Raw genomic sequence first — 18,610 nt, forward strand, 5'->3', positions numbered from 1 at the left:
GAACATGACCGAAGCCTCCGGCGACACGGTATCACGACGAACGCGAGGACTGGATCGCGCCTTCGAGATTCTTGAGTTCCTGCGTGTGAAGCGTCGGCCGATGCGCCCGAATGAGATCGCTGCGGAAATCGGCGCGCCGCGCTCCTCAATCTACGAACTCGTCAACCTGCTGCTCAACCACGGAATGTTGGATTATCAGGGCGGCGACGGCCGGGTCTTTCTCGGCCGCCGCCTCTATTTCCTCGGCACCGCATATGCCGAGCAGTTCGACCTTATGCGCGAGTGCGATCGTATGCTGGTCCATCTCGCCGAGGAAACGCGTGAGACGGCGCAGATGTGTCTGCTCGAGGGCAACAAATATACGGTTGCGATGATGCGCGAGGGCATCCGACCGTTCCGAATCTCCTCGAATGTCGGTGAACTCGTTTCCATTCCCTGGACCGCGTCAGGCCGCCTCCTCGTGTCAAACCTTTCGGATCAGGAAATCCTTGAACTTATCCCGCCGGAGGATTTCGTTTTGCCAAACGGCCGGCGCCTGGAGCCGGCGGATTTCATCGCCCAAGCAAGGCAGGCAGCACGCGATGGATATTTCACCTTCAATAGTGAAGTGGAGAATTTTACCCATTGTTTGGCTGTCCCGATTTATCAGGCTGATGGTGCCTGCATCGCCACGCTGTGCCTGGTTGCCCCGCGCGAGGACGGGCTGCGCAATCGCGCTGCCTATCTCGATAGCCTGTTGAACGCGGCACAAGAGATTTCCGAAAAGCTCGGATTCAATTCACTTTCAAGACGCGCTTCCACATCGCGCCTTTGAAGAGTAACAGCACTCCGGCCTCGATTTCGCGAAGGCCGCACCGGTTGCGCTGAAGAGTGTGATACCTCAGCCCGGGTTCCTAACCCTTGCGGATGAGATGGAAGATGGGCTAGAGACTGCAATGCGTTTCGACCACAAACGTGCCGATTGCGCATGAATTGGGCAAGCGCGGCACCCGCCCGCCCGCGAAAGAAACCTGGGGCGAGGAAGACCTCGCTGACATGTAGATTTGTTGCAGATCGAAAAGCTGTTTTACCGAGCGGAAGTGGCCTTGTGGCGCATTAAGGCCGTCTTGGGGCGGGACGGCACGGCTTGGCCCATGACGGTGGAAGTATCGCATCACATCGATGCATCCGAGCCTGACGCTGATGGGTTTTGCGACTACCATTACGAGTACGATGTGTTTGAGTTCACAGATGGGTCCGTGACCTTTCTGGCGCGTGCATATAGCGACGAGCCTGAAAAGGCGGCAATGATGGCGCGGATCGAAGGGCAGGACCATCATCTTCTGACAAAGCGGGATCTGCGTCATCCGCTGTTTCTTGAGGCCGCAGCCTATCTGCGCGCAGGCGGCAAAACCGACCTCGATTGGCTTGACAGAAGGAGCCGCGCCTATGTCCCGTTGACGTAGGAGATTGGGGTGTGTCGCGGCAATAATTGTATCCGCCGCGGCACTACAAAATAAAGCCAGCAACAAGCAGCTGGACTTCGGCGCGGGCCGGTTTCAGATGTCGACGACCAGCCCCTTGGCTTTCAAAACGGGTTCAAGCTTGCTGACTTCGATCACCGACTTGCCCTGCTTGTAGGCGTCGATATAGCCGGCTTCGGCATCCTCGCGGGCCTTCGATAGCCGGGCTGCATCCTGGACTTCAGCGCGCCGGACAACGACCAGGCCATCGGCATCCCCCACGATGATATCGCCGGGATTAATGATCTCCCCACCGACGATGATCGGATCATTCACGGCGGCGATCGTTTCTTTGACAGTGCCCTTGATGCAAACGCTGAGCGAGAAAACCGGGAAGCCGAGTTCCCTCAGCTGAAGCGTATCGCGCACTCCGGTATCGGTCACCAGTCCACCGATGCCCTTGGCAAGGCAGGCATTGGCCAGAACGTCGCCGAAAGAGCCGGCCTCCTCGTATTCGCCGGCCGACACGACGATGATATCGCCTGGCTTTGCGTAGTTGATGGCGAGCTGCAGCATGATGTTGTCACGCGGCGCGCATTTTACGGTGAAGGCCGGACCGCACAGCTTCATGCGATAATCAACCGGCTTAAGGCGAGAGGAAAGCGCTCCCCTGCGTCCTTGAGCTTCGTGGATAGTTGCCGGCGAGAATTTGGAAAGTGCCTCGACATCAGCCTTGCTTGGCCGTTCAGCGATGTCTCTGATGTGGATCATAAAAAACCCCCTAGGTAAGACCGACGGCGAGCATGTCCTCGCCGCCTGCAGTCTTCAGTGTTTTGAGATTAAGTTTTGGCCGCACCGAGCGAGTGGTGACTTACGGAATCGGATCGAACTTCAGCTCGGAGAGCGATACGACCTTGTCGGTCCGCGTCATCTTGTATTCGGTGTTCTGACCAAGCCACTTGTCCCAGATCTTGTTGAGCTCGCCCGACGTATCGAGCTTGCGAAGCACCTCGTTGATCTTGGCGGTCAGGTCCGGATTGTCCTTGGCCATACCGATGCCGATCGGCTGGTACAACATCGGTTCCTCGATCATCCGCATTTCTTTGCCCTTGGTCTTCGATTCGTTGACGAACTTGGTCGTCGTCATGGTATTGGCCACCATGCCCCTCGCCTTGCCCTGCTGAACGGCAAGATAGGCCGAAGCCGTGTCCTGGAATGTCAGGGGCTCGGACTTGTTGAGCTTGATCGACATTTCGGATGTGGAGCCCTTGGTCGAGGCAATTCTCTGACCCGCGAAATCCGCCTTGCTTTTGCCAGGATCGGAGGCCGGGACGATGAGCATTTCCTTCGCGAGATAGTAGGGATCACTGAACTGAATCTGCTCGGCCCGGCTCAATGTATAAGCGAGATTGGCAACCGTAATGTCGACACGGCCAAGCTTGACCTCCGGCACGCGCGCTTCAACCGAGACCGGCTTAATCTCGGCCTTGACGCCCAGTTCCTTGGCGATGGCGTTGCAAAGATCGACGTCGAAGCCGGCCATTTGACGCGTCTTCAGATCGGGGGACGCAAAGGGTGGGACGTCGGCAAAGGTCGCGCAGCGCAAAGTTCCTGCGGATTTGATTTTCTCCAGCTGATCCGCTTTCACCGGCGAGATCGCGCCAGCTAGGACGACACCCAGGATAAGGTATTTCCAGTTCATTGCTGTTCTCCTTTGTTATGATGATTAGGTCAATGCCGTAGATCGGCCAGGAAGCGTTGGGCACGAGGATGGCGCGGGCTCTTGAAGAAGTCTTCGGGAGACGCCGTTTCAAGGATCTGCCCCGCATCGATAAACCAGATGCGGTCTGCGACATCGCGGGCGAAGCCCATTTCGTGGGTGACGCAGAGCATGGTCATGCCCTCGGCCGCCAGGCTTTTCATCACGCTGAGCACTTCGCCAACCATTTCCGGATCGAGCGCGCTCGTGGGTTCATCGAAGAGCATCACCGGCGGCTCCATGGCGAGTGCGCGGGCAATGGCGACGCGCTGCTGCTGTCCGCCAGACAACTGACCTGGATAGGAATGGGCCTTGTCGGCCAGACCAACGCGGTCGAGAAGCTTGTTCGCCTTGTCGCGCGCCGCGTCGGGCGCAACACCCTTCACTCTGATCGGCGACATCGACACGTTGTCGAGCACCGACAGATGCGGAAAAAGATTGAAGCTCTGGAACACGAAGCCGATGCGGCTACGAAGAAGATTGAGTTCTTTCGCACGCATTGGCGCGTGAATATTGTGGCCGTCGAGTGTTATCGATCCACTGCTGATCTCCTCAAGCCGGTTGATGGTGCGGATCAGTGTGGACTTTCCCGAACCGGACGGTCCGCATATGACCACGACCTCTCCCTGGGACACTTCGGCATCAATGTCCTTCAAGACCGGATAGTCGCCATAGCTCTTGTAGACATTCGACAGGCGGATCGTCTGCAATTCCTGCGTCGATGGAATTGAAGTGCTCATAGCTGCTCCGATACGATTTTTGAGGTCGCAACCAAGGGTGTTGCGCGCAGGCTGGATGGACCGGCGCGCCGGCGCGCGATGCGCCGCTCGAGACGATTTGCGACGTGGGTCAGGCTCCAGCAGATTGCGTAGTAGACAATCGCGAGAATGAGGAACACCTGGAAAGGCTGCGTCAGAAGCTGGTTGTTGACCTGACTGGCCGCGAAGGTGAGATCCGGCACGTTGATCACATATCCGAGCGTCGTGTCCTTGATTGTCGAGACAAACGTCGAGATGATGCTCGGTATCATATTGTAGAGCGCCTGCGGCAGGATGATGTAGCGCATCGCACCAAGGTAACTGTGTCCGAGCGCTCGAGCGGCTTCCATTTGGCCGTGCCCGAGCGCGACAATCCCCGCACGGACCACTTCACTTAAGAAAGCGCTCTGATAGACCACCAGCGTCGTGAGCATGGTCACGAAACTCGGAACATCCGCCCCAGTCCAGAGCGGGACGAGGAAATAGCTCCAAAGGATGAGCATCAACAAAGGTACGCCGCGGGTGACATAGACAAGAGCGGTGACTGACCAGCGCAGCAGTGGCCATTTCGACAACCTGGCCAATGCGAAAAGGATGCTGACAGGAAAAGCGAGAGCGATACTGAGTGCCGAAAGGATGAGTGTATTGGCGAGCCCGCCCAGCGGCCCGTTTGGATACTGGCCGATCAACAGCAGCAGCCAGTAGTCTTTGATGATCGTGATGATGTCGTTGATCATGCGCGTGCACTCCTTGCCGGGTCTGCGCGCATCGAGAGGTAGGCGCCGCCGGTCATGATCAGGAGCGAGAAAAAGAGATAGAGGACTGTGCCGACCAGGTAGATTTCGAAGGTCCTGAAGCTCAAGTTCTCGATTTCCTTCACGGCATGCGTGAGTTCCGATGCGCCGATGACGAGAGCAAGGCTGCTATTCTTGAAGAGGGAAACGCTGTGGTTTATGAGCGGCGGCAGCGCATTGCGAACGCCCTGCGGCATGATCACGAAACGCATCGCCGAGATATAACTGTGCCCAAGGGCCTTGGCGGCTTCCATCTGACCAGGATTGACGGAGCGCAGGCCCGAGCGCAGATCCTCGCTGAAATAGGCGGCCTGGCAAAGTCCCAGTCCGATAATCGCAAAGATGGCTTCGGCATTGTGGCCGGCGAGCCAGGTCGTCCACCCCTGCGGCATCAGCGTGAATATGCCGAAGTACCAAAGCATGAGCTGGACAAGGGTAGGAACGTTCCGATGATACGAAACATAGGCGGCGACAATCGGATTACCGAAACGCAGCGGGGAAAAACGCAGACCCAGGAACACAAGCGCGAGCGTCATCGCCAGCAGCCACGAACCTATATAGATGACAAACGTCATTTCGATGCCGTGCAGAAGCATCTCGACGTATTCCGGATTGCTCAAGATTGCCGAGAGATCGAAGCCGCTCACCGCTTCGGCTCCCCCGATTGGCCGGCCTCGGAAAAAGTCTTCTCCGGCTTGGTCGTCTGCAAGCCGCCCATCACCTGAAGCGTCGGCGTGATCTCCATGTGGCCGATATTCACCGCGACAGGCGCGGCGATTGCGAATGCGATTGCCTCCGCGATGTCAGCGGCCTGAGGCAATTCGAAACCGTCGATGAAGCGTTCGCGGACGCTCGGATCATTGCCGTGGACGTGGTTAAAGATATCCGTTGCGACGCGGCCGGGACAGATTTCCGTCACCCGCACGTGCTTGCCGAACACGTCGATCCGCAACTGGTTCGACAACATGGCAACACCTGCCTTGACGGCATGATACGTTGAATTGCCGCCAAAATTGTAGTTGCCGGCGATCGAGGAGATGTTGATGACGTGTCCGCAATCGCGCGCCACCATTCCAGGCACGATCAGACGGCACAGGTGCAGGACGGCACGAAGATTGACGTCGACCAGGAGATCGATATCTCCTTCGTCCGCTTCGAGGAACTTCTTCGGCCGGTCGACGCCGGCATTGTTGACCAGAATGTCGAATTGCACGCGGTTCGCGAGATCGGCAATTGCCGCGCGATCAGTCACATCAATGACGTGCGCAATGCAGCCCGTACGCTCGGCCAGCTCCTTCAGGGCGCCGGTGCTGCGAGCGATCGCATGCACTTCGAGATTCTCTCGGCAAAGCCGCTCTACGACTGCGGCACCGATGCCGGAAGAAGCGCCGGTGACCATTGCGGTCTTGTAATCGGAGAATGGCATATTGATCCCCTTGTTGTTGCTGTGGACAATAACGGAGCTTTAACGCTCTGCCTAAGACCGATTACTTTTGGAGTAATAAGCAACTTTTATGGAGATTGGCGGGCGACGGACGGACGGTCCAAAACCCAGGAATTCTCGCCTTTATTGAGGGTGAAGACGGCTTTCGGCCAGGGTCGCTTTGCAAAACAGGGGCGCGTCTGTAAACATGCTCCAGCGAAGATCACATAATGCCAATTCCCCATGGATATAAGACGTCTCAAATCCTTCATCGTCATCGTGGACAGCGGCAGCATCACGCGTGCGGCGGACATCCTGCATCTTGCCCAGCCGGCACTGAGCCAGCAACTGGCGGCACTTGAGGAACATTTCGGCCAGAAACTGCTGATCCGCAGCCAGCAGGGTGTCACCATGACCGACGCAGGACATGCGGTCTACCGGCATGCCCAGATCATCCTGCGCCAGATGGAGCAGGCGCAGGCAGACGCCGCGGCCGCCGGTAATTCGCTTGCAGGGCGTGTTTCCGTGGGGCTCGTGCCGTTCAGCAGCGCCGCCACGCTGTCTGTCGAACTCCTGGCCGAGACAAGAAAACGGCATCCCGGTATTCTGCTTCACCTGACCGAAAGCGTCGGCCAGACCTATAGTCAGATGATCATGAACGGCAGGCTGGAAATGGCCCTGATCCACGGCGTCGGCCCGATCAAGGGCGTCCGGTTCGAACCGATTCTGAGTGAAGAATTCTACCTCGTGGCACATCGCGACTTCGCCATCGAAGCGGATTCCAAACCCATTCCGGTTGGAGCGCTCGACGGATTACCGATGCTGTTGCCGCCGACCTACAATTTCGTGCGCCGCGCCGTGGATACCGCATTCACGCGCAGTCGAATCAATCTCAAGGTCGTGGCGGAAGTCGAAATCGTGCGGACGCTCGCCCGCGCTGTAGGAACGGGCCTCGGAGCGACCATCATGCCGAAGGCCATTGCCGATCGCATCGTGTCAGAATCGAGCGAGCCTCTCGTTTGCCGGCTGCTCTCCCCCAGGCTCGAGGAAACGCTGTCACTTTGCACGTCCGATCAGAGTTCGCTGTCAGAGCCGGCATTCGCCGTCAAGGACATTCTCGTCGAACTGACCGAGCGGCTGAAACTTTAGAGCCTGCGAGCAGGTCGAATGCCCTCCGGCGCGGCAACCGGACCGGAAGGCTGCGGTCATGAGTTAGCGCATATCCCCGCAGAACTGGGCGATGCGTGCGCAGCCCTCGTTGAGCATTTCCATGCTTGTCGCGTAGGAAATGCGGAAATAGGGGCTCATGCCATAGGCGGCACCCTGTACCGTCGCGACGTGATGCTCGTCCACGAGCGCCATGACGAAATCGACGTCGGTCTCGATCTTGCGCCCACCCTTCGTGGTCTTGCCGATCAGGCCGGAGATGTTGGGATAGATGTAGAAGGCGCCGTCGGGCTTGTGGCAGCGCAGCCCTTCGACCTTCGCCAGCTGGCCGAGGACGAAATCGCGCCTTTCCCTGTAGATTGCCGCCCGCTCCTTGAGGAGATCTTGAGGCCCGTCCAGCGCCGCAATGGCCGCGGCCTGCGTGACGGTGGTGATGCCGCCACCATTCTGACCGTTGACGTTGCTGATCGCGGCGATCAGTTCCTTCGAACCGCTGGCGCAATACCCCAACCGCCAGCCTGTCATAGCATAGGCCTTGGAAACACCATTCATCGTCAGGACGCGATCGTAGAGCCTGGGGTCAGCATCGGCGATCGTGCAAAACTCGAACCCATCATAGACCAGGTGCTCGTAGATGTCGTCGGTTAGAATCCAGACGTGCGGATGACGGTGCATGACCTCCGCGATCGCGGCCATGTCTGCACGCGAGCAGGCCGCCCCCGTCGGATTGTTCGGGAAGTTCAGGATAAGCCACTTGGTGCGCGGCGTGATCGCCGCTTCGAGATCTTCGGGGCGCAGCTTGAAACCGGCCTGTTCGAAACACGGCACGGCCACCGGAACACCGCCGGCGAACTTGACGATATCGGCGTAGCTGACCCACGACGGTGTGGGAATGACGACTTCATCGCCCGGATTGCAGGTCGCGAGCATCGCATTGAAGATCACCTGCTTGCCGCCGCCGGAAACGACGATCTGGCTGGCACTGTAATCGAGATTGTTGTCCCGCTTGAACTTCCTGCTGACCGCGGCCTTGAGCGCCGGCGTTCCATCCATCGGTGGATACTTGGTGTCGCCGCCGAGTGCTGCTGCATGGGCCGCCTCGACCGCATGAGCCGGCGTCGGAAAGTCCGGCTCTCCGGAAGAAAGGCTGACAACCTTGATGCCCTTGGCGGCCAGTTCCCTGGCACGTTGGGTCATGGCTGCGGAAGCGGAGATGGAAACGTTTTTCAGACGGTCGGCTATGGAAGACATCGACATGATCTTTCGGTGAGATGAACCGTGACGGTTAGGGCTCAATCAGGAAGCAAGTTCGGCCGCAGGCGCGAGGGTGGCGCCGGAAGCCTCGATTTCGCTGCGGACGATGCGGGCAAGCTCCAGCGCGCCGGGCGTATCGCTATGGACGAGGATCGACCGGGCCGGAATCGCGATGACAGTGCCGTCGATGGCCTCGACGGTACCGTCGGTCAGGAACTGGCGAACGCGCACCCGCACCGAGGCCTCGTCCTTGACCAGGGCGCCCGGCAGACCGCGCGCCACCAGCTTGCCACCGCGGTCATAGGCGCGGTCTGCCAAAAACAGCGCCAGCGTCTTGAGCCCGGCACGTTTCGCCGCCCTTTCGATTTCGCTCTCAGGAGAAACGAATACCACGAGGCCTGGGTCTACAGTGGAAATGGCATCCATCATCAGATCGGCGAGCACGGGATCGCGATTGACCATATTGCCCATGGCTGCATGAAAGCTGAAATGGCCGACGGTCACGCCCTCGCTCTTGGCGATCGCGATCAGCGCACCGAGCTGGTAGAGCATCTGCTGGCGAAGTTCATCCGGATGGAATGGAATCTCGCGCCGGCCGAAACCGGCCCGATCCGGCAGGCCTGGATGCGCACCGATGCCGACGCCGTTTTGTTTCGCAAGACGCACCATGCGTGCCATCGTGTCCGGGTCACCGCCATGAAAGCCGCAGGCGATGTTGGCGGATGATACGATCTTCATCATCGCCTCGTCATCGCATAGCCGGTAAGGACCGAAACCTTCGCCCATGTCGGAATTCAGATCGAACTTCACCGCCGCCTCCTTTTGAGCCGTTGAACTATCGTCATGCCATCGCCCTCAAAGCGCGCTTGACCATTTGTGACGTTCGCTGGACATCCTCGACATATCGGGCAACGGCCTGCTCAACGGCACGCGCTTCAGCATGCGTCGAGCGCACGAACCGCAGCCGGCTGCCAACGCGCGCCTGGCCGAGCCGCCACAGATCGCATTCGATGACTCCGGCGATTTTCGGATAGCCACCCGCCGTGTTGGCGTCGCTCATCTGAATGATCGGCTCCCCTCCAGGCGGCACCTGGATCACGCCCGGAACGACGCCGTGGGAGCGCATCTCGATCGTCCTCGTGGGCTTGATTGGCTCCCCGGACAGACGATAGCCGGTGCGGTCGCTGCGAGATGAAACACGCCAGATCTGGCTCCAGAAGGCGTCGCCATCTGAGACAAACAGCTCTTGCTCGCCGGCGGCTATGGCACGGACCGGCAACGCGCCGTCGATGGGGGCGGGAAAGACATCGCCGAGCGCGACGGCCGGCTCGACGACGGCGATACTGTTGGCCGGCAGCGGGAGTTCATCATGTGTTGAGCCGATTTCTATCCTGTCCCCGTTGATGAGAGGACGCCCGGCATTGCCGCCGAATCCGCCGCGAAGCGCAGTGCTTCGCGAGCCCATGAGAACCGGCACATCCAGCCCTCCCCCGAGCGCGATATAAGCGCGCGCCAGCGTCGGCGGTTGCTTCAGTTCGAGAACCTGGCCCGCCTCAGCGACATGCGTGCACCACGCAAGCAGTTCCCTGCCATCGAGCACCGGTTGGCCGTCGGCGCCTGTTACGGCGAAGACAGTTTGCATGTCGAAGCGCAATTTGAATGGAAAGGTCTGCACCTCTATTGCCGCCGCATCTTCATCGTTGCCAACGAGGATGTTGCCGATCCTGACAGCGAACGGATCCATGGCGCCGCCGGCAGACACACCGATATCGCGATAGCCGGGGCGGCCAAGATCCTGCACCGTATTGAATGGGCCGGTTTCGACGATCTCGATCATAGCTCGATCCTTGCCGGCACGAAGCGCACGGTATCGCCGGGCGCCATCAGGGCCGGTATCGAGGAAGCCGGATCGAACATCTGCAGTTCCGCATAGCCTATGGAGTTCCATCCATTCGGTCCGGTCAGCATCGCAACGCCCGTCTGCATTCCGCCAATCGTCACGCAGCCTTTCTCCATCCTCAGCGATGGGACTGTCTTTCTGGGCATGTATATCCGGGGATCGAGGCCATGCAGATAGCCAAAGCCCGGGGCGCTGCCCAAGGCGAATACGCGATAGGTCGCTTCATAGTGAATGCGTACGACGTCCCGGTCGCTTAGTCCGGAAAGCTCGCAGAGGGCGGGAAGATCAGTCGCATATGGCCCGCCGTAGTGGACCGGAATTTCGATCGTCTTCCCTGCCAGATCGAGGCTTTGGGCGTTATTCCATGCCTCCAGCAATCGGCTGACGACGATTTCGGGATCCTCGGGCGTCTCCTTGCAGATAGCCAGCAGATTGGTCATGCCGGGTATCACTTCCGCGATGTCCGCCCAACCCTTTACTGTTTGCGACAAGGCCCAGATCCATCGCTGGGAGGGAAGATCGAAATCGCCTGAGGTTTCAAGCAGGAAGGACCGCGCCCCAATGAAGGAGACCCGCGCCCGGCCTTTGGCGGCCGGGACGATTTCGCGTTGCGGCGCAAGGATGTTCAAAGTGGCAATCATGATTGCTGCTCGATTTCAAACAGGGGATCACCGAATCCGACCAGGGCATCGCGCTCTGCCAGCAGCCTAGTCAGCAAACCAGAGCGGCCAGCGGTAATGGGAAGCAGGACGGAACCGATGCGGATGAAACCGATCACGTCCTTGTCGGAAACCTCATGCGGTAGCTGTTTGACGTCGACCGGTGCTGCGGGATGCGAGACGCAAAAGCGGCCCGCCATCGGCGCTTTCACGATCGCTGACAGTGCCGCCATCAAACCCGGCTGCGCGTTTCGGCTCCGGGCGACTTGGGCACCCCCTTCCTTCGAAACGACGATGCGCAGCTGTCCGCCCGGCCTGGAGATTTCCAAGCCGTCCACGCCGGCTGCCGCCAGCGCGTCCGTCAGGACTGCAATGGTCGCAGGATCGCTGAAGTCGATCGCGCTCATGCCGCCCTCCGCTGCTTGAGCCATTGCTCGAGATAGTGGATATCCGTCTCGCCACGGACGAAGGTTTCGTCCTCGAACAGCGCGCACAGGAGTGGAAGGTTTGTAGCAATCCCTTCTACGCGTGTGGCAGCCAGCGCCTCTCGCATTTTCGCCATCGCTTCCTCCCGGATCGGCGCATGAACGATGAGTTTGGCGATCAACGAGTCGTAATAGGGCGAAACCCGGTAGCCGGCATGGATATGGGTGTCGACGCGAATGCCCGGTCCTTCAGGCAACGCGAGATCAGCGATAATGCCGGCCGAAGGCAGGAAGCTGTCGGGATTCTCGGCGTTGATGCGGCATTCGAAGGAATGCCCCTCGCATCTCATGTCGTCCTGAAGCAAATCCAGGGGTTCACCCTGCGCGACCCTTATCTGGGCATGGACGATATCGATGCCGCTGGTCATTTCTGTGACCGGATGTTCCACCTGCAGGCGCGTATTCATCTCGATGAAATAGAAGGCGCCATTTTCGTAGAGGAATTCGAAGGTTCCGATGCCTCGGTAGCCGATCTGCCGACAGGCTTCCGCGCAAGCCATCCCGACAGGCCGGATCGCATCCGGCGAAATCCCTGGCGCCGGCGCCTCCTCCACCACCTTCTGGTGACGGCGCTGCATCGAACAATCGCGGTGCCCGAGCCAGACAGCATTGCCATGGGTGTCGCAAAGCACCTGTATCTCGATATGGCGCGGATGCTGGAGGTACTTCTCCATGTAGAGCACTGGGGATCCGAAGGCCTGACGGGCTTCCTCCCTGGTCAAGGTGATCGCCTCGTGCAGCGAGCAGGCCCCCGGTACGACGCGCATGCCTCTTCCGCCTCCGCCGCCGGCGGCCTTGATGATCACGGGATATCCGATCTCCTGCGCAATGCGCTCGATGGAAGCGGGATCGTCGGGAAGCGACGCATCCGGACCGGGCACGCAGGGCACGCCGGCGGCGATCATCGCCCGCTTAGCCGATATCTTGTCGCCCATGGTGGCAATCGATGAAGCTTCCGGACCGATGAAAACAAAGCCCGCCTTCTCGATAGCTTCGGAGAACGCAGCGTTTTCCGACAGGAAGCCATAGCCCGGATGGATGGCCCCCGCGCCGGTCAGACGCGCTGCCAGGAGGATCGCATCCTGATTGAGATAGCTCTTGGCCGCATTCGCGGGACCGATGCATAGAAAGCTCTCGGCAGTCTTGCCGTAAAGCGCCTGCCTGTCTGCCTCGGAACAGATGGCCACAGTCTTTAGGCCGAGTTCACGGCAGGCGCGCTGGATCCGTGCGGCGATCTCGCCCCGATTGGCGATCAGAACCGTATCGAAACGTTGCTTAGGCGATGCAATGTTATCGAGAGGCTCGGCCATTATGCAATCTCCGCCAGCACGTCGCCTGTCTCGACGTCTCCGCCGTCGACTTCGGTCAGTCGCGCAATGCGGCCGGCATGCGGCGCGGCAATTTTGTTGAAGACCTTCATCGCTTCGATGATGAAAAGGGTTTGTCCTTCCTCCACCACGTCGCCGACTTTGACGAACGGCTCCTGGCCTGGTGCAGGCGCCCGATGCAGGACGCCGAAGACAGGCGCCTTCACGGGGAAAGCCGGCCTCTCGACAGTTGCCGAAGACGCATCGCGAGCGGACTCGATGGAACCAGCTGCTACCGCCTTCGGCGCTTGCGCCGCGCCCTGTGATGCTGCCTGATCGGGCGTTCGGAAGATCCGAACCGTGACGCCCTTTTCCATCACCGTCAGCTCGCTAATGTTCGATCGCCCGACAAAAGCGATTAGCGTCTTTATCTTCGACAGGTCCATAAGCACACTCGGTATTCGAATTGCCTTATCACGGTCCGGACAATTCGGACCGCGTTCGGCTGAATTCTCCGTAACACGATGACCTGCACGATGGGGTCAGAAGAACTTTTGATGGACGGCCTCAATTCGCAAAGAAAGGCATTCGAGAGTGCTTCCGCGTCACGACCGACCTGTCGGCGTTATTGCCGTTCTTTACGTGCGGCTGACGGCATTTAGCTCGGCCGGACAGCCGCCTGGGGGAACGTCGAGCGACCGTCGATCGATGAGCACGCCAACACGGACATTTTTGCGTGCCACCAACACGGGATTCCCGATGTAGATGCAGGCACATGGATCAAGGCCAAAGCCCGAAATCAGCAAGGGAGGCGGCCGACCGCCATACCCTTGCGCAAAAGGCCATCGCATCCTTCTGGAATCGTGGCTCGAAGTATTCGCCTTGAACAGATTCGGACCGTGGGCCCGCAATTTATTCGGGTTGATAGGCATCATTTCATACGCATATGGCAGGCCAAATAGCGCTCGCTTCAGCTTCGGGCGGGCACCCGGCTGTCCAAGAACTAAAGTGGAGTGCTGCTTCAGTTATAGGACTGCGTTGGAATATGGGGGCGAAAACGGGGCGTGGATTTGCTCACCGAATGGTGCTAGTTGGCATGCTGCCAAGGAGCCAGATCATGCGATCGACTATTAACCTCGACGACACGCTTTTGGAAAAGGCTAGGTCCTTAACCGGCACGAAGGAGACCGCTGCGCTCGTCCGCCAGGCGTTGGAGACGCTTGTTCGTGTGGAGTCCGGAAAACGCCTCATCGCGCTCGGAGGAACCATGCCCGATGCCGAGGCAGCGCCGCGCCGCCGGAGCACAGCAGCCAAGTGATCCTAGCGGACACCTCGATCTGGATTCATCATTTCCGCCATGTCGATGCCGAGCTGCGCAGGATTATTGAGGACGATCGCCTTCTTTGCGACCCGACCGTGATCGGCGAGCTTGCGCTCGGCAGTCTTCGGGATCGCGGCAGTGTAATTGCTTTTCTGGCGGCGCAGCGCGGAGCGGTTGTCGCCACCCACGACGAAGTCATGACAATGATCGATCGCCACGGCATTTTCAGCATGGGCATTGGCTACACGGATGCGCACTTGCTGGCGTCGGTCCTTGTTGACCAGCGAGCGGCCTTATGGACGAGAAACAAGCGCCTGCAGGGAGCGGCCGAAAAGGCGGGCGCTTCACTTTATATACCGGTCAACCTGTCCCACTAAATTCTGAAACAATACTGCTACGAGGTTTTGGACAGGCTTTCGATCCCTACCGCCTTGATGGGAATAGAAACCGACGACCATCAGATGAAGTGGGCCGCCAATTCAGCGGCACCGACGATGATGTCAAGGATTGAGCGCGTTGTTCAAATCACGCAGCCCAACCATCAGCATCATGGGGTCGGACGGCGAAGGCAGAAAACCGACTGCCTCGTAGAAGGCTCGCGCATCATCGGAAATCGCATGTACCAGCACGCCGCGGATACCGAGGATTTCAGCGGCATTGAGCAGACGCAGGCCCGCATCGCGCACCAATGCCCTGCCGAGACCGGGGCCCTGAAAGGTCCGGTCGATGGCGAGGCGGCCGAGAACGGCAACCGGAATCGGGTCGGGCATGTTGCGTCGGAAACGGCCAGGTGCTTCCGGCTGCTTAACGGCGCCGGAGGCAAGCGCATAATAGGCGATCACGCGGTTGCCCTCGCACACGACGAATGTGCGCGATGCGCCGCCTGCCTGATTGGCGCGGGCGCGGCGACGCAGCCAATCGTCCAGTTCAACGACGCCGGAAATGAATTCCGCCAGTTCGTGATGGTCGGCCAGTGGTGTCGGTGCGCTGAGGGTCACGCCTCATCCCACGGCGCCTTGGTCGTCATAGTACGTTTCAGTCGCTCATTGGGTTGCGCGGGCGCATCGAGCCGGGCAAGGTACTCGGCATAGAGTTCGGGACTAACCGTGAATATCGTACGGTCGAGCAGAACTTCCTCGGCGCGGCGCTCGGAAGCCTCCAGCATGAAATCCGTGCGCGTCTTGCCAAGCAGCTCGGCGGCGCGATCGATAAGGTTTCGGGTCGCCGGCTTGATGCGGATATTCAGCGGCACGCTGGCATCTGCGCTTTTACTGGTGTGGGATGTGGGCATGGAGAACTCCTTTACCTACCCATTATAATGTAACGACATCGTCGTTACAAGAGCCATAACGACGATGTCGTTACAGGCGCTACTCCATCGCGTGCTCGATAGAGCTCTAAACTGCGACGCGTTTGAGCCGATAACGCTCTTGAGCGGAATCGAACCGCGGACCCGTTAATCAAGCAGCACCGTGACGCGCATTCTGGCATAAAGATTCCCTGCCAAATTTTGCCTTTAAAGCCAGCTGCCGACTACCGGAGAAGCTCAGGGAATCCCTTCTCACGAAGTTACTCTATCGCCTTTTTCGACGATTTCCATGGCTCTCCGTTGAGCAGCGGAAGGGTTTCTTTCCGCGCATGCGGCTATGAAAACCACTCATCAATGTATCGCCATCGACGATTCCAAGGGCGCGGAACGGATATCCTGTCATATGGCCCCTTGACCTCGACTATAGTTGAGGTCTTATGAACGCAATCAACCCACCAAGCAAGCCTTCCAGCGCATGGCGCTTCGGATTGCCGATACGGAGTTGATATCCATGATCTCAATCACAGGCCTGTACGAAAGCCACCTGACCGTTTCCGATCTTGATCGGTCGATTGACTTCTATCGCGATGTCGTCGGCCTAGAGCTTGCCCACACAATACCAGATCGGCATGTCGTGTTTTTCTGGGTCGGTGGCCGTGATCGCTCGATGCTTGGATTATGGTCAATTCATCGCTCGCCAATAAACACGAGAATGCATGTCGCTTTTCAGACGACGCTCGATCAGATTATCCGTTCTCCGCAATATCTCCGTTCGAAAGGTGTCAAGCGAAGCGAGGAATTGACCCCTTGGGCGAAACGAAGATTTGACCCCCTTCATTGATTGGTCGTTTCGTTTGTTTCAAGCGCCGCTCCGGCTTTCTGCAGAAGGCCGGAGCGGCGCTTTTCGCGAAGCCGGTAGCTGTCGCCGCGGATGGTGATCACCGTTGAATGATGAAGCAGGCGGTCCAATATCGCGGTGGCGACCACCAGGTCGCCGAAGACGCTCCCCCATTCTCCGACCGAGCGGTTGGAGGTGATCAGGATCGATCCCTTCTCGTAGCGCCGGGAGACCAATTGGAAGAACAGGTGGGCGGCGTTGGCCTCGAAGGGCAGATATCCCAACTCGTCGATGATCAGCAATTTTGGACGCGACAGGATCGTCAACTGTTTGTCCAACGAGCCGTCGTTGTGAGCCTTGGCCAGCATCGCCACCAGCGTGGCCGCCGTGACGAATTGCACGTTATAATTCTGACGGATCGCCTCGCGGCCAAGACTGACGGCAAGATGGGTTTTACCCGTACCTGGAGGACCGAGGAATAGCACGGTGTCGCCGTGAGCGATCCAGCGGCAGGTCGCCAATTCCCTGATCTGTCCCTGATCCAGCGATGGCTGTGCCTCGAAGTCGAAGCCGTCGAGTTCGCGCACGAAGGGGAATTGAGCCAGCTTGCTCGACATGGAAATGCGCCGTTCATCACGCCGGGCAATCTCGCGCGATACCAGGAAAGCCAGAGCTTCGCGCAAATTCATCTTCGAGCGGGCTGCCTCGTCCAGCAGCGTGTCGAGCTGGTCGCGGATCGCCGTCAGCTTCAGTCGATCGAGCGTTGCGATGAGTAAGTCGTGATCCACGTTCGTCATCACCAGCCTCCTCCAACAACCGCCTCGTATTCCGCAAGCGGCCGCAGCAAGGCGGCTGGCGCTATCTCAACTGGAGCTTTGCTTACCGGTCCCTCGCTACCTGCCACGCCAACAAAATGGCCCCGATCCACGATTCGTTGTCGTCGTCCCTGGCAGAGAGCATGATCGGCCACTACCTGGCCCGCGTGACGGATGATCACACGGCCTGCCAGCACAACGACTTGAACGCTTTCGCCGATTAGACGCCAGGGCACCGAATAGCTGTTCGTGTCGAGATCGATGGCGCAGTCAGCCTGAACTTTGCGCACGAGGTCGCGCAATTGTCCGAACGGTGCGCGGCCGGCTAGCGGCCGAAGGGCATCAGACTCTGCAGCGAAGCGTTCCATTGGCGCTACGCCGGTCGTCCCGTGTTCACGCTGGTCGGCAACCTCGCGTATCCACCGGTCCGGATGCGCCTCAAAGGACGCCCAGCTCTCGAAGCGGCGACCGGCGATCGCATTCTTCTTGACGTAGCCGACCCCGCGCTCGTCTTTCCCTTTCGTTCGTGCCCGGTAGGGAGCGCAAGCTCGCGGTATAAAGCCCCAGTAACGTGCGAAGGCCCATAGCCGCGCGTTGAAGCGAACTTCCCGGCTGACCGCGTCGTGGTGTTCAACCAGCGGCTTCGCATTATCCAGCAGTACCTCATGGGGTACGCCGCCAAAGCGAAGGAACGCGCCTTCCATTCCTTCGAACCAGTCGGTTTGCCCCTCTCGCAACGAGGCTCGGATATGGATGCGTCTGGAATAACCCAACGTTGCGACAAACACGTACACCCGAAGCCGCTCGCCGCCGATCCACACCCGCGTTTGGCCAAAATCGATTTGTAATTGACGGCCTGGCGGCGTCTCGAACCGAACTGTCGCGCGCTTCTGTGCCTTCAGCTCACGCCGCCACTGCCGGACTCGAAGTTCTACAGAGCGCAAACCGATGACAATTCCGTGCTCGCTCGCCAACTCCTGGCGGATCACGTCGGCATTGCCATCATGCCGGAAAAACCGCTCTCGTAGCCAATCGTCAAGCCCGTCGAACGCACTGCGCCGATCAGGCTTTTTAAACGGTGCAGCTCCGCCCTCTCGAAGATATCGGCGAACCGTGTTACGCGCGCATCCAAATTCCTTGGATAGACGCTTGGCACCCCAACCAAGCTCATGCAGCCGCAACATCGCCACCACCTCATCAGCCTGAAGCATATCCCCGCCCTGCATCGTTCGCGACAATGCAGGATGCGCTGAAATCTCGTTCGTCATCCATCTCTCCTCGTTTGGCACGAGGGGGTCAGTTCTTCGCTTCGTTAGGGGGTCAGTTTCTCATTTCGCCCGACAAAAGGTATCACTCCCCGTGGTTTTGGAGGTAAACCG

General features: G+C 59.1%; 23 protein-coding genes. 6 read left to right on the forward strand and 17 right to left on the reverse strand.

Translation table 11 applies throughout. From position 1 onward, the window contains the following. Positions 1-4: 4 nt before the first annotated feature. Positions 5-814: an IclR family transcriptional regulator gene (locus tag QA644_RS31340; RefSeq protein WP_283072972.1), complete on the forward strand. Its 810-nt coding sequence runs from the start codon at positions 5-7 to the stop codon at positions 812-814. A gap of 232 nt (positions 815-1,046) precedes the next feature. Further along, entirely contained in the window at positions 1,047-1,445 is a 399-nt protein-coding gene (locus QA644_RS31345; RefSeq protein WP_283072973.1) for a hypothetical protein, read from the forward strand. 93 nt (positions 1,446-1,538) lie between these two features. Here the strand turns inward: QA644_RS31345 and QA644_RS31350 are convergent, their stop codons facing one another. The 6 genes from QA644_RS31350 to QA644_RS31375 all read right to left on the reverse strand — a co-directional run bounded on the left by QA644_RS31350 (position 1,539) and on the right by QA644_RS31375 (position 6,179). After that, positions 1,539-2,213, reverse strand: coding sequence for a 4-carboxy-4-hydroxy-2-oxoadipate aldolase/oxaloacetate decarboxylase (locus tag QA644_RS31350; protein ID WP_283072974.1), 675 nt, complete (start codon positions 2,211-2,213; stop codon positions 1,539-1,541). A gap of 100 nt (positions 2,214-2,313) precedes the next feature. Continuing rightward, positions 2,314-3,144, reverse strand: coding sequence for an ABC transporter substrate-binding protein (locus QA644_RS31355; protein ID WP_283072975.1), 831 nt, complete (start codon positions 3,142-3,144; stop codon positions 2,314-2,316). A 29-nt stretch (positions 3,145-3,173) separates the two neighbouring features. After that, on the reverse strand, positions 3,174-3,941 hold the full coding sequence (locus tag QA644_RS31360; RefSeq protein ID WP_074072661.1) for an amino acid ABC transporter ATP-binding protein: 768 nt from the start codon (positions 3,939-3,941) through the stop codon (positions 3,174-3,176). Further along, complete coding sequence (locus QA644_RS31365; RefSeq protein WP_283072976.1) at positions 3,938-4,696, reverse strand: amino acid ABC transporter permease; 759 nt, start codon at positions 4,694-4,696, stop codon at positions 3,938-3,940. Before QA644_RS31365 ends, QA644_RS31360 begins: the two co-directional genes overlap by 4 nt. Beyond that, positions 4,693-5,400: an amino acid ABC transporter permease gene (locus QA644_RS31370; RefSeq protein ID WP_283072977.1), complete on the reverse strand. Its 708-nt coding sequence runs from the start codon at positions 5,398-5,400 to the stop codon at positions 4,693-4,695. The genes QA644_RS31365 and QA644_RS31370 overlap by 4 nt, the downstream gene beginning before the upstream one ends. Then, a complete protein-coding gene (locus QA644_RS31375; protein ID WP_283072978.1) occupies positions 5,397-6,179 on the reverse strand; it encodes an SDR family oxidoreductase in 783 nt (260 codons plus the stop codon). The genes QA644_RS31370 and QA644_RS31375 overlap by 4 nt, the downstream gene beginning before the upstream one ends. A 240-nt stretch (positions 6,180-6,419) precedes the next feature. On the opposite strand from QA644_RS31375, the gene nac reads away from it, so the two are divergent. Beyond that, positions 6,420-7,325, forward strand: a complete 906-nt coding sequence (gene nac, locus QA644_RS31380; RefSeq protein WP_194730551.1) for a nitrogen assimilation transcriptional regulator NAC — start codon at positions 6,420-6,422, stop codon at positions 7,323-7,325. Between the two features lie 63 nt (positions 7,326-7,388). Here nac and QA644_RS31385 read toward each other — a convergent pair whose 3' ends face one another. The 7 genes from QA644_RS31385 to QA644_RS31415 are packed head-to-tail and all read right to left on the reverse strand — an operon-like array spanning position 7,389 to position 13,394. Next, entirely contained in the window at positions 7,389-8,600 is a 1,212-nt protein-coding gene (locus QA644_RS31385) for a pyridoxal phosphate-dependent aminotransferase (protein WP_283072979.1), read from the reverse strand. A gap of 39 nt (positions 8,601-8,639) precedes the next feature. Next, complete coding sequence (locus tag QA644_RS31390) at positions 8,640-9,407, reverse strand: 5-oxoprolinase subunit PxpA (RefSeq protein WP_283072980.1); 768 nt, start codon at positions 9,405-9,407, stop codon at positions 8,640-8,642. A 31-nt stretch (positions 9,408-9,438) separates the two neighbouring features. Next, on the reverse strand, positions 9,439-10,434 hold the full coding sequence (locus tag QA644_RS31395; RefSeq protein ID WP_283072981.1) for a biotin-dependent carboxyltransferase family protein: 996 nt from the start codon (positions 10,432-10,434) through the stop codon (positions 9,439-9,441). Then, positions 10,431-11,138 carry a 5-oxoprolinase subunit PxpB gene (pxpB, locus tag QA644_RS31400; RefSeq protein ID WP_283072982.1) on the reverse strand — a complete coding sequence of 236 codons (708 nt, stop codon included), beginning with the start codon at positions 11,136-11,138 and terminating at the stop codon, positions 10,431-10,433. Before pxpB ends, QA644_RS31395 begins: the two co-directional genes overlap by 4 nt. Continuing rightward, entirely contained in the window at positions 11,135-11,563 is a 429-nt protein-coding gene (locus tag QA644_RS31405; protein ID WP_194730546.1) for an acetyl-CoA carboxylase, read from the reverse strand. The genes pxpB and QA644_RS31405 overlap by 4 nt, the downstream gene beginning before the upstream one ends. Beyond that, a complete protein-coding gene (accC, locus tag QA644_RS31410) occupies positions 11,560-12,951 on the reverse strand; it encodes an acetyl-CoA carboxylase biotin carboxylase subunit (protein ID WP_283072983.1) in 1,392 nt (463 codons plus the stop codon). Before accC ends, QA644_RS31405 begins: the two co-directional genes overlap by 4 nt. Then, on the reverse strand, positions 12,951-13,394 hold the full coding sequence (locus QA644_RS31415; protein WP_283072984.1) for an acetyl-CoA carboxylase biotin carboxyl carrier protein subunit: 444 nt from the start codon (positions 13,392-13,394) through the stop codon (positions 12,951-12,953). Before QA644_RS31415 ends, accC begins: the two co-directional genes overlap by 1 nt. A gap of 671 nt (positions 13,395-14,065) precedes the next feature. On the opposite strand from QA644_RS31415, the gene QA644_RS31420 reads away from it, so the two are divergent. Continuing rightward, positions 14,066-14,266 carry a type II toxin-antitoxin system VapB family antitoxin gene (locus QA644_RS31420; protein WP_028739294.1) on the forward strand — a complete coding sequence of 67 codons (201 nt, stop codon included), beginning with the start codon at positions 14,066-14,068 and terminating at the stop codon, positions 14,264-14,266. Next, positions 14,263-14,646, forward strand: coding sequence for a type II toxin-antitoxin system VapC family toxin (locus QA644_RS31425; protein WP_283072985.1), 384 nt, complete (start codon positions 14,263-14,265; stop codon positions 14,644-14,646). Before QA644_RS31420 ends, QA644_RS31425 begins: the two co-directional genes overlap by 4 nt. A 123-nt stretch (positions 14,647-14,769) precedes the next feature. Here QA644_RS31425 and QA644_RS31430 read toward each other — a convergent pair whose 3' ends face one another. Beyond that, entirely contained in the window at positions 14,770-15,267 is a 498-nt protein-coding gene (locus QA644_RS31430; protein ID WP_283072986.1) for a GNAT family N-acetyltransferase, read from the reverse strand. Continuing rightward, a complete protein-coding gene (locus tag QA644_RS31435) occupies positions 15,264-15,560 on the reverse strand; it encodes a DUF1778 domain-containing protein (RefSeq protein WP_194730542.1) in 297 nt (98 codons plus the stop codon). The genes QA644_RS31430 and QA644_RS31435 overlap by 4 nt, the downstream gene beginning before the upstream one ends. Positions 15,561-16,005: 445 nt before the next feature. Between QA644_RS31435 and QA644_RS31440 the strand changes: the two genes are divergently transcribed. After that, positions 16,006-16,419, forward strand: a complete 414-nt coding sequence (locus QA644_RS31440; protein WP_283072987.1) for a VOC family protein — start codon at positions 16,006-16,008, stop codon at positions 16,417-16,419. Here QA644_RS31440 and istB read toward each other — a convergent pair. Continuing rightward, a complete protein-coding gene (gene istB / locus QA644_RS31445) occupies positions 16,413-17,213 on the reverse strand; it encodes an IS21-like element ISSme2 family helper ATPase IstB (RefSeq protein WP_283072988.1) in 801 nt (266 codons plus the stop codon). The two genes, QA644_RS31440 and istB, sit on opposite strands and share 7 nt — an antisense overlap. Further along, positions 17,213-18,499, reverse strand: coding sequence for an IS21 family transposase (gene istA / locus QA644_RS31450; RefSeq protein ID WP_283072989.1), 1,287 nt, complete (start codon positions 18,497-18,499; stop codon positions 17,213-17,215). Before istA ends, istB begins: the two co-directional genes overlap by 1 nt. Positions 18,500-18,610: the final 111 nt, after the last annotated feature.

Source organism: Rhizobium sp. CC1099 (assembly GCF_029714385.1).
In the GTDB taxonomy this organism is placed as follows: domain Bacteria; phylum Pseudomonadota; class Alphaproteobacteria; order Rhizobiales; family Rhizobiaceae; genus Rhizobium.

What these genes read in the sequence shown, in the direction of transcription:
- pxpB (WP_283072982.1), bottom strand. Translation starts at nt 11,138, where the DNA reads ATGATTGCCACTTTGAACATCCTTGCGCCGCAACGCGAAATCGTCCCG.
- QA644_RS31385 (WP_283072979.1), bottom strand. Translation starts at nt 8,600, where the DNA reads ATGTCGATGTCTTCCATAGCCGACCGTCTGAAAAACGTTTCCATCTCC.
- accC (WP_283072983.1), bottom strand. Translation starts at nt 12,951, where the DNA reads ATGGCCGAGCCTCTCGATAACATTGCATCGCCTAAGCAACGTTTCGAT.
- QA644_RS31365 (WP_283072976.1), bottom strand. Translation starts at nt 4,696, where the DNA reads ATGATCAACGACATCATCACGATCATCAAAGACTACTGGCTGCTGCTG.
- istA (WP_283072989.1), bottom strand. Translation starts at nt 18,499, where the DNA reads ATGACGAACGAGATTTCAGCGCATCCTGCATTGTCGCGAACGATGCAG.
- QA644_RS31415 (WP_283072984.1), bottom strand. Translation starts at nt 13,394, where the DNA reads ATGGACCTGTCGAAGATAAAGACGCTAATCGCTTTTGTCGGGCGATCG.
- QA644_RS31340 (WP_283072972.1), top strand. Translation starts at nt 5, where the DNA reads ATGACCGAAGCCTCCGGCGACACGGTATCACGACGAACGCGAGGACTG.
- istB (WP_283072988.1), bottom strand. Translation starts at nt 17,213, where the DNA reads ATGACGAACGTGGATCACGACTTACTCATCGCAACGCTCGATCGACTG.
- QA644_RS31435 (WP_194730542.1), bottom strand. Translation starts at nt 15,560, where the DNA reads ATGCCCACATCCCACACCAGTAAAAGCGCAGATGCCAGCGTGCCGCTG.
- QA644_RS31355 (WP_283072975.1), bottom strand. Translation starts at nt 3,144, where the DNA reads ATGAACTGGAAATACCTTATCCTGGGTGTCGTCCTAGCTGGCGCGATC.
- QA644_RS31360 (WP_074072661.1), bottom strand. Translation starts at nt 3,941, where the DNA reads ATGAGCACTTCAATTCCATCGACGCAGGAATTGCAGACGATCCGCCTG.
- nac (WP_194730551.1), top strand. Translation starts at nt 6,420, where the DNA reads ATGGATATAAGACGTCTCAAATCCTTCATCGTCATCGTGGACAGCGGC.
- QA644_RS31375 (WP_283072978.1), bottom strand. Translation starts at nt 6,179, where the DNA reads ATGCCATTCTCCGATTACAAGACCGCAATGGTCACCGGCGCTTCTTCC.
- QA644_RS31405 (WP_194730546.1), bottom strand. Translation starts at nt 11,563, where the DNA reads ATGAGCGCGATCGACTTCAGCGATCCTGCGACCATTGCAGTCCTGACG.
- QA644_RS31420 (WP_028739294.1), top strand. Translation starts at nt 14,066, where the DNA reads ATGCGATCGACTATTAACCTCGACGACACGCTTTTGGAAAAGGCTAGG.
- QA644_RS31350 (WP_283072974.1), bottom strand. Translation starts at nt 2,213, where the DNA reads ATGATCCACATCAGAGACATCGCTGAACGGCCAAGCAAGGCTGATGTC.
- QA644_RS31395 (WP_283072981.1), bottom strand. Translation starts at nt 10,434, where the DNA reads ATGATCGAGATCGTCGAAACCGGCCCATTCAATACGGTGCAGGATCTT.